Source organism: Sphaerisporangium melleum, assembly GCF_014646695.1.
In the GTDB taxonomy this organism is placed as follows: Bacteria; Actinomycetota; Actinomycetes; order Streptosporangiales; family Streptosporangiaceae; genus Sphaerisporangium; species Sphaerisporangium melleum.
On the sequence record NZ_BMNT01000011.1, the window covers coordinates 143,632 to 151,356 of the forward strand.

Below are 7,725 nucleotides of genomic sequence, written 5' to 3' on the forward strand. Positions count from 1 at the left end.
CGGCCGTCCGAACCGGCGCCGCCCGCCCTGTCCCCGCGGCCGGCCCGGCCGGATCCAGGGACACGGCCCCCTCCGGCTACGCTGGGCCGTGATGTATCGACTGCTCTTCGCGCTGGTGCTGCGCAGGCTCGACGCCGAGACGGCGCACCACCTGACGCTCCGCGCGCTCCGGGTCCTCTCGCTCCTTCCGATCGTGAAGCGCCGGCTCCATCGGAGCCTGGCGCCGCGGGACGAGGCGCTACGCGTGCAGGCGTTCGGCGTCCACTTCCCCAGCCCCTTCGGGCTCGCCGCCGGCTTCGACAAGGACGCCGGATGCGTCGAGGGGCTGGCCGCGTTCGGCTTCGGCCACGTCGAGGTGGGCACGATCACCGCCCACGCCCAGCCCGGCAACCCGCGGCCCAGACTGTTCCGGCTGCCGGCCGACCGGGCGGTGGTCAACCGCATGGGCTTCAACAACCGCGGTGCCGCCCAGGCCGCGCGCCGCCTGAGCCGTCCCCGCGGCCTGCCGGTCGTCGTCGGGGTGAACATCGGCAAGACCAAGGTCATCCCTCCCGAGCTGGCCGTGCGCGACTACGTGACCAGCGCCGCCAGGCTCGCGCCGCTCGCCGACTACCTGGTCGTGAACGTCAGCTCGCCGAACACGCCGGGACTGCGCGACCTGCAGGCCGTCGAGCTGCTGCGCCCCCTGCTCAGCGAGGTGCGGCGGGCCGCCGGCCGTACGCCGCTGCTGGTCAAGATCGCACCCGACCTGGCCGACCAGGACATCGACGCCGTGGCCGACCTCGCGGTCGAGCTGGGGCTGGCGGGCATCATCGCCACCAACACCACGATCGCCAGGAACGGCCTGTCCCGGGCGTCGGCCGCCGTGGCCGACGAGGCCGGCGGCCTGTCCGGGCGGCCGTTGAAGGCCCGCTCACTGGAGGTGCTGCGCCGGCTGCACGCACGGGTCGGCGACCGGCTCACCCTGGTGTCCGTCGGCGGCGTGGAGGACGTGGACGACGTCTGGGAGCGCCTGCTGGCCGGGGCGACCCTCGTGCAGGGCTACACGGCGATGGTGTACGAAGGGCCGCTGTGGGCGTGGCGGATCAACCGCGCGCTCTCCCGCCGCCTGCGCCGCCACGGGTACTCCTCGGTGCGCGAGATGATCGGCCGGGTCGGCGCGCGGAAGGCCGCCTGACCTACGGGACCGGTCCAGGACCGCTCAGGCCGGTTCGATGCTGGGACGGGTGGATTCGGCGTCGTGGGTCATCGCGGAGAGGTGGCGCATGACCTCCGCGACGGGTACGGCGCCCGGCCGGTGCCGCCGGTCGCCGGTGCCGCCGCGCTGCCAGGGCCGGGGCCCGGCCGGCGGGCGGTACTCCACGCCGTAGGCGTCCAGGCGGGCAAGGTGCGCGGGCAGCGCCTCCGCGAAGCCCGCCGCGTCCCCTGACCAGGCGACCTGGGCCAGGGCGCACCCGCGTGGCCAGGCACGGTAGTCCAGCGTCCGGCCGTCGGGGATGCGTTCGGTCCACAACTGGAACTGCGCGCCCAGCACCCGTGCCGCCTCCCTGGCGGTCCACGACGCGGGCGCCGGCTCGAAGGCCGCGACGTCCGCCACGGTGATCGCGTCCCCGATGGCCACGGGCTCCTCGGCCGAGGTCGCCTCGGCATAGTCGAAGTACAGCGGGAAGACCGGGGTCGCCACGATGTCGTGCCCGGCCGCCGCGGCGCGCCGGCCGACCTCCATGCCGCGCCAGGGCATGACGATCGTGTCCAGGCGCAGGGCGCCGCTGACGAACGCCTCGTCCCAGACCACCGCGCGGCACCCGTGCCCGGCCAGCACGTCGGCCAGCTCGCGCAGGAACCAGGCGTGCAGGTCGGCGGGGGAGTCCAGCCCGAGCGACGCGCGGTGGGCCGTGATCTCGGCCGAGGCCGCCCAGTCGTCCAGCACGCACTCGTCGCCGCCGATGTGGAAGTACGGCACCGTGCCGAGGGCCTCGATGATCTCGGCGAAGACGGCGGACAGGAAGGCGGTGGTCTCGGGCAGCGGTGACAGGATCGCCGGGGAGATGCCCCACCGGTCCAGGACGGCGTGCGCGGCGGCCGGGCGGGCGCCGAGGTGCGGGTAGGCCGCGAGGATGGCGGACGCGTGCCCGGGCACGTCGATCTCGGGGACGATCGTCACCCCGCGATCCCGGGCGTAGGCCCCCATCTCGGACAGGTCGGCCAGCGTGTAGTAGCCGCCGTGCGGGGTGTCGTCGAACCGCTGCTCGTCCCCGATGTGGTGCGTCGTCGTGGTGCGGGCCCGGTGTGAGCCGACCTCGTGCAGTAGCGGATAGGCCCTGCTCTCGACCCGCCAGCCCTGGTCGTCGGCCAGGTGGAGGTGCAGGCGGTTCAGCTTGTGCACGGCCAGCAGGTCGATCAGGCGCAGCACCTCGCGCTTGGGCAGGAAGTGCCGGGACACGTCCAGGTGCGCGCCGCGCCAGGAGAACCGCGGGGCGTCCTCGATCTCGCCGCACGGGATGGCCCACCGGGCGCCCGGCGGCGCCGCCGTCCGGAACGCGTCCGGGGGCAGGAGCTGACGCAGGGTCTGCCCGGCGTACAGCGCGCCGGCGGCGCCCCCCGCGGAGATGCGCACGCCCTCAGCGGTCACTGAGACGCCGTACGCTTCTGCGGCGAGGTTTTCCCCGGGAGTGACGGTGATCGCGGCTCTGGGCGCCGTATGAGCGCTTCCAGGCGGGTTTGCGGGCTGTGTCGTGCCCGCGCCGGTGCGCTCCGGCTCGGCCGGGCCTGCGTACCCGAGGTCCAGGACGGGCAGCGCCCGGCGTACGGCGGCGGCCAGATCGGCGGGGCCCGTCACCAGGGCGCCCGCTGTCACCACGTAGGAACCCGGTGCGCCGCGCACGACCTGAGGACGAGGGATCAGCTCACTCATCCGGAAATAGTGTCATTTCCGCGCCGCCCCGGCGGTTGATCAGGCTAGGACAGGTAGTCCTGGAGACCCTTGACCAGGGAGGCGGCGAGGCGCTGGCGGAAGCGCGGGTCCTTGAGCTTGGCCGCGTCGCTCGCATTGCGCATGTTGCCGGTCTCGATGAAGACCTTGGGCACGGTGGACAGGTTGAGGCCGCCGAGGTCATTGCGGAAGTCGAGGGCGTTCTTGCCGATATAGCTGGAGTACGGCATGCCGGTGCCCTGGTGGTAGGCGGCGCGCAGCGCGAGGCCGAGCCGCTTGGACCGGGCCACGACCGGGTCCACCGGCCCATTGATCTTCTTGGGCATGATCACGTGGAAGCCGTGCCCGGACGCCGGTGCTCCGTCGGCGTGGATGGAGATCGCCGCGTCCGCGTGCGCCTTGTTGCCGATGGCGGCGCGCTGGGTGATGCACGGCCCGACACCGGAGTTGCCGTCGCGAGTGAGCTTGACGGTCGCGCCCTCGGCCTCCAGCAGCTTCACCATCCGCCGGGTCACGTCCCAAGTGAAGGCGGCCTCGGAGTAGCCGTCGTTGGTCGCGGTGCCCGTGGTGTCACAGGGCTTCCACTGGGTGAGGACGTTGACCTTCTTGTTGATGACCTCGGGGTGGCGGTAGTTGCCGCCGTTGTGACCGGGGTCCAGGACGATGACCTTGCCATCGAGGGCGCGCGCGGCGGCCGAGGGGGTGCCGGCCGTGGCCGCGCGAGCCGGGGAGGAGGCCGGCTCGGCCGAGACGGTCTTCATGCTCGCCGTCACCGGCCGCTGCTCGCGGTCGGCCGCCGAACCGGCGGCCGTCCCTCCGCAGGCCGTCGCGCTCAGCCCGCACAGGGCAAGGAGGGTGATGGCCCAAGCTCGTCCGGTCACGATGATCCCTTCGCCGACGACCGTCGCCCTCCAACTTACGTGCAAGGGCGCCGTGGCCCGGCCGTCATGCGCGGGTTCGTCCCCGGTCACCAGGCCGGCTGGTTCAGCTCCTGCCTCTGCAGCAACGCGGCGAGCTCCCGCGCGTCCTCGGCGTCCAGGCCGAGGACGACCCGCGGCCGGCCCCAGGGATGGTCGATGGAATGGGCGACGTAGCTGGCGACCGACTCGGTGGCCGCCTCGTCGCCCTTGCCCCTGGCGGCCCGCCAGTGCGCCCAGGCCCGTTCGAGTTCGGCCGCCGCGCTCTGCGCGCAGGAGACCAGTTCCGGATCACGCATCTTCAACTCCCCGATCGGACGCCGCCCGCCCGCTGCCCCCGTGGCCGGCCGGTGCCCGGCCCTTACCGGGCCGGTCCGGCGCGCCGCGGCCGGCGCCATGTCACGAGTCAACACGGGGAAGGAGCCGATCCCGCGGATGTTGACCTACCCTTGGGGATCACTTGGAGCCGGGCCGGTGCTGCGCCGCGCGACCAGGCGTGGCGTGACCTCGCGCAGCCGCGATGTCTTGCCCGGGTCGCTGATTCGGTCGCTCAGCAGCGCCGCGGCCGACCGTCCCATCGCCCGTCTCGGCTGGTCCAGCGAGGTCAGCGAGATGTGGTGGACTGCGGCGAGATGGGTGTTGTCGTACCCCACCACGGAAAGGTCCTCAGGCACGCGCAGCCCGAGCTCACCGGCCGCGACCAGCACGCCGAGGGCGACGACGTCGTTGGCCGCGAAGATCGCGGTGGGCCGGGGGGTGCGCTCGAGCAGGGCACGGGCCGCGCGCCGGCCGCCCTCCTCGGTGAAGTCGCCGTGCTCGACCATGATGTGCGGCGCGAGCCCATGCCTGCGCATCGCGACCAGATAGCCCTCACAGCGGAAGCGGGCCGAGGACGAGGGGGTGCCCTCGATGTGCGCGATGCGGCGATGGCCGAGCTCGACCAGGTGGTCGACCGCGAGCCGCGCGCCGAGCTGGTCGTCGTCCACCACGATGTCCACGGCGTCCATCTCGACGTCCCGCTCACCGACGACGACGGTGGGGGTGTAGGCCGTGGCCTCGGCCAGGGTCTCGCTGGACGGCGCGACGCCGAGCAGCACCAGCCCGTCCACGCGCAATTCCAGGAACGCCTCGACGGCCTCGTCCTCGAAAGCGGGGTTCCAGCGGCCGCTGCCGATCAGCAGGCGCAGGCCGTCGCCGTGCAGGCTCTCCTGCAGACCGTCGAGGAACTCCGCGTAGAAGGGGTTGTGCAGGTCGGCGACGAGCGCGCCGACCAGGTGGGTGCGGCCCTCGACAAGGCTGCGGGCGACCGCGTTCGGCCGGTACCCGAGCTCTCTGGCGGCCTGGAGAACCGCTTCGCGCCGGTGCTCGCTCACATGCGGCGAGCCCCGCAGCACGAGAGAGACCAGCGACTTCGAGACGCCCGCGCGCTCTGCAACGTTCCTAATCGTCGGCCGGGGGCGCGGGCCTTGCGCGTCGCCGAGGCCGGGCTCGGCCGCGCCGAGATCGGAACGGTACCGATCGGTCGTCTGTGTGGACGGTCCTGACATGGTTCTCCCCACGATGAGTGGATGTGCACCTGTCAGACCAAACGATCGAGTCGCGTTGAGGGTACGGGTGGTTTGTGCGGCTCGGCAGATGGTCGTTCGGGCCGCGCTCATCCGGCGCTGCCTTCGATAGTGTGCGTTTTGTGGGTGCGACATCAAGGGCTCCAGGTGAGCGGGAGAGCGCCGACCCTGGTGCCGGACGCCCGGCACGACGCAGGCTGACCGTCGACCGCCGCCGCGAGGAGCTCATGGCCGCGGCGCTCGAACTGTTCAGCAAACGGGACGCCGAAGAGGTCTCGATCGACGACGTGGCCACGGCCGCCGGGGCATCCCGCGCGCTGGTGTACCACTACTTCGGCGGGAAGCAGGAGCTGTACGTCGCCGCGTTGCGCAGTGCGGCACAGGAGCTCGAGGAACGCCTGCGGCCGGTGCAGGGGGGCACCGCCCTGCAGGAGCTGGCCGCCGGCCTGACGCGCTACTTCGACTTCGTGGAAGATCACGCGGCGGGCTTCGCCGCCTTGCTGCGCGGGGGGCCGGCCAACCGCGCGGGCGAGGTGGGGGAGATCGTCGAAGGGGTCCGCAGGCGCCTGTTCAAGATGATCACCAAGCAGTTACAGGTGAGCGAGCCGAGCCCGGCGTTACGCGCGACGCTCCGATCCTGGATCGCGGCGGTGGAGACGGCGGGGCTCGACTGGCTGGAGAACCGTGACATCGAGCGGGTGGCGCTCGAGCGGCTGCTGGTGGAGCAGATGGTGGCGCTGCTGGAGGTGGCGGCGCGTCATGACGGGCAGGCGGGCGTCTCGCTGCTGGACCTGGCGCACGTGGAGCCGGGCGTGTCGCACGTGGAGCCGGATGTGCCGACCGGAGAACGGTGATAGGGCTTCCGTGCGGTGGAGGCCCTAGTTCCGTTCACCTGGACGCACTCGTTTCACCCGGTGAGATGGGCGCCGGGCGGGCGGCGCCTCTCACACCGGAGACCATGACAGCGGTCAGAGGCCGTACGGGCAGGTGGTCGGGGGCGTCTCGCCCCCGGTGGCCCAGGCCCGCCTCACGCGATCACGGTCCTGCTGGACGCGCTCACATACGGGACGCGAGCGCGCCGGAATTCTCCCCCCTAAGTCCTCGGCGGCTTACGCCTCACTCCGAGCGCTGCTGCGGGATGCCCGCGAGCAGCGCGCGGACCTCGGTCTCCCGGTAGCGACGGTGACCGCCGAGGGTGCGGATGGACGTCAACTTGCCCGCCTTCGCCCACCGAGTAACGGTCTTGGGGTCGACGCGGAACATGGTGGCGACCTCCGCCGGGGTGAGCAGTGGCTCGGCCTCGGGTGTACGAGCTGACATTTGTGCGGCCTCTCCTCCGTGGACCGGCGACAGCGATCCTGCGACTTGTGTTGGCGCGTTGTCTTGGATGTCCCCCAATGATCCATTCATACGGATTTTTCTGGACCATATGCGGTATCACCCGATGTGACCATACAGCCACGTAGAGCGATTGGCGAGCCCTCGAAGCACAACGCCTTGTCCACGGGTTGATGTCACGCTCGGTGATTCTAGCGACACGTTTCGTGGTATCGCAGTGAAAACGGCAAACTACTCAGTTCGCAGAAGCGAGCTGGTGACTCCCGTTACCTACTTTTGCAGGTCACGTGCATGATTTGCGGTTCAGTTCGCTGTTTCCAGGGCTTGTATTGACTTCCAGCGCACGATCACGCGCTGATACATGGCGTAGGCCAGCTCTTCTTGACCGGTGTCCAACCCGGTGAGCGCCGCGGCCAGCTCGGCCGCGGACTGGTCGGCCTGCAGCGTGGCGTCGTCCATCAGATGGACCAGGCCGCCGTAGTCGAGCTCCACCAGCGAGTGCGGATGGAAGTCCTCCAGCCAGCGCCCGACCTCCTCGACCTCGGTGAGCGTGCTGACCTCGCCCACGTGCCGCCGGATGACCACGAGCGCACGCGCGACGCGCCGCCTGGCCTGCGCCATGGACGTCACGTACAGCAGATTGCGGGCCGGGGCGGTCGTGGTGGAGGCCGCCGGCTCGCCGGCCGGCTGCTCCTCCTGCCGGCCGAGCACCAGCCACCGCTCGGCCGAGTCGAACGGGACGAACCACGGAGAGGGGATGTGCCAGGTGCTGGTGCGGATGTGCGTCCTCAGCGCCGAGGAGCCGAGCTGCTGCTTGTAACGGTCGAAGTCGTCGGCCGTCTGCTCGGCGATGGCGCGCGGGACGAAGCGGTCGGCCAGCTTGACCGGCGTGGCGCCGCGGAAGCGGGCGAAGGCCAGCCACGACCGCAGCCTGCTCTGCCAGGGGCAGACGTACAGCGTCTCCTCGATGCGG

General features: G+C 71.6%; 8 protein-coding genes. 2 read left to right on the forward strand and 6 right to left on the reverse strand.

Features of this window, described 5'->3' with window-relative positions; translation table 11 throughout:
• Positions 1–91 precede the first annotated feature (91 nt).
• Positions 92–1,177, forward strand: coding sequence for a quinone-dependent dihydroorotate dehydrogenase (locus IEY93_RS11985; protein WP_189163075.1), 1,086 nt, complete (start codon positions 92–94; stop codon positions 1,175–1,177).
• Positions 1,178–1,201: 24 nt separating this feature from the next.
• Here IEY93_RS11985 and IEY93_RS11990 read toward each other — a convergent pair whose 3' ends face one another.
• The 4 genes from IEY93_RS11990 to IEY93_RS12005 all read right to left on the reverse strand — a co-directional run bounded on the left by IEY93_RS11990 (position 1,202) and on the right by IEY93_RS12005 (position 5,396).
• Positions 1,202–2,914, reverse strand: a complete 1,713-nt coding sequence (locus IEY93_RS11990) for a beta-N-acetylhexosaminidase (protein ID WP_189163076.1) — start codon at positions 2,912–2,914, stop codon at positions 1,202–1,204.
• A gap of 44 nt (positions 2,915–2,958) precedes the next feature.
• Positions 2,959–3,813, reverse strand: coding sequence for an N-acetylmuramoyl-L-alanine amidase (locus IEY93_RS11995; protein ID WP_189163077.1), 855 nt, complete (start codon positions 3,811–3,813; stop codon positions 2,959–2,961).
• A gap of 86 nt (positions 3,814–3,899) precedes the next feature.
• Positions 3,900–4,148 carry a hypothetical protein gene (locus tag IEY93_RS12000; RefSeq protein WP_189163078.1) on the reverse strand — a complete coding sequence of 83 codons (249 nt, stop codon included), beginning with the start codon at positions 4,146–4,148 and terminating at the stop codon, positions 3,900–3,902.
• 144 nt (positions 4,149–4,292) lie between these two features.
• On the reverse strand, positions 4,293–5,396 hold the full coding sequence (locus IEY93_RS12005; RefSeq protein ID WP_189163079.1) for a LacI family DNA-binding transcriptional regulator: 1,104 nt from the start codon (positions 5,394–5,396) through the stop codon (positions 4,293–4,295).
• A gap of 140 nt (positions 5,397–5,536) precedes the next feature.
• On the opposite strand from IEY93_RS12005, the gene IEY93_RS12010 reads away from it, so the two are divergent.
• The gene (locus IEY93_RS12010; protein WP_229691060.1) at positions 5,537–6,268 is read left to right on the forward strand and encodes a TetR/AcrR family transcriptional regulator; all 732 of its coding nucleotides are present in this window, start codon (positions 5,537–5,539) and stop codon (positions 6,266–6,268) included.
• A 262-nt stretch (positions 6,269–6,530) separates the two neighbouring features.
• Here IEY93_RS12010 and bldC read toward each other — a convergent pair whose 3' ends face one another.
• Both bldC and IEY93_RS12020 read right to left on the reverse strand, forming a co-directional pair.
• The gene (gene bldC / locus IEY93_RS12015) at positions 6,531–6,734 is read right to left on the reverse strand and encodes a developmental transcriptional regulator BldC (RefSeq protein ID WP_013133571.1); all 204 of its coding nucleotides are present in this window, start codon (positions 6,732–6,734) and stop codon (positions 6,531–6,533) included.
• A 321-nt stretch (positions 6,735–7,055) separates the two neighbouring features.
• Positions 7,056–7,725 (reverse strand): DUF8083 family protein (locus tag IEY93_RS12020; protein ID WP_229691061.1); only part of this gene is annotated, 670 nt, incomplete at its 5' end.